This window comes from Salinimicrobium oceani, from assembly GCF_012037645.1.
Window position 1 is genome coordinate 1 of sequence record NZ_JAAVJR010000396.1, and the last position, 516, is coordinate 516.

1 protein-coding gene and 1 pseudogene are annotated in these 516 nt (G+C 40.1%); one reads left to right on the top strand and one right to left on the bottom strand.

Going from position 1 to position 516, the window contains the following annotated elements:
- Window positions 1–136, bottom strand: a 136-nt coding sequence (locus tag HC175_RS24350; protein WP_438865955.1) for an ACP phosphodiesterase, incomplete at its 3' end; no start/stop codon positions are given.
- A 163-nt stretch (window positions 137–299) separates the two neighbouring features.
- Here HC175_RS24350 and HC175_RS17370 point away from each other — a divergent pair.
- Window positions 300–516 (top strand): annotated as a pseudogene (locus HC175_RS17370) (phosphoglucosamine mutase); the annotation flags it as partial.

The window sequence follows — 516 nt, forward strand, 5'->3', positions numbered from 1 at the left end:
GGTGGAGCAAAATTCCCTTCTGAACTCCGGGAGGAAAACTGAGATATTTCTTGCCTTTAATAGAATCGGCAATAAAATTTCCCAGGATCAATTCTTCATCATCACCGGATAAATATATGTGCGCAAGAAAATTCATGCAGGCTAAGGTAAGATTTCTGAATGTTTAATTTTTGTTAAGGTTTGTGACTGCTGAAGAAGGACTGTATCTTTGCCCAACTTGATTTTTTATGCTGAAATTTTCTACGGAAAGGAGAGGTGTCAAAAATGACATTTTAGAACAACATTTAGAATAACCGATTATGACTCTAATAAAATCCATTTCCGGAATTCGCGGAACCATTGGAGGAAAGCCTTCAGAAAACCTTACCCCAATCGATGCTGTTAAATTTGCAGCCTCCTACGGAAGCTGGCTGAAGAACAGCCGAAAGAAAGAAAACCTCAAAGTGGTTGTTGGTCGGGATGCCAGGATTTCTGGTCCCATGATCCAGCAGCTGGTTATGAATACCCTCATAGGTT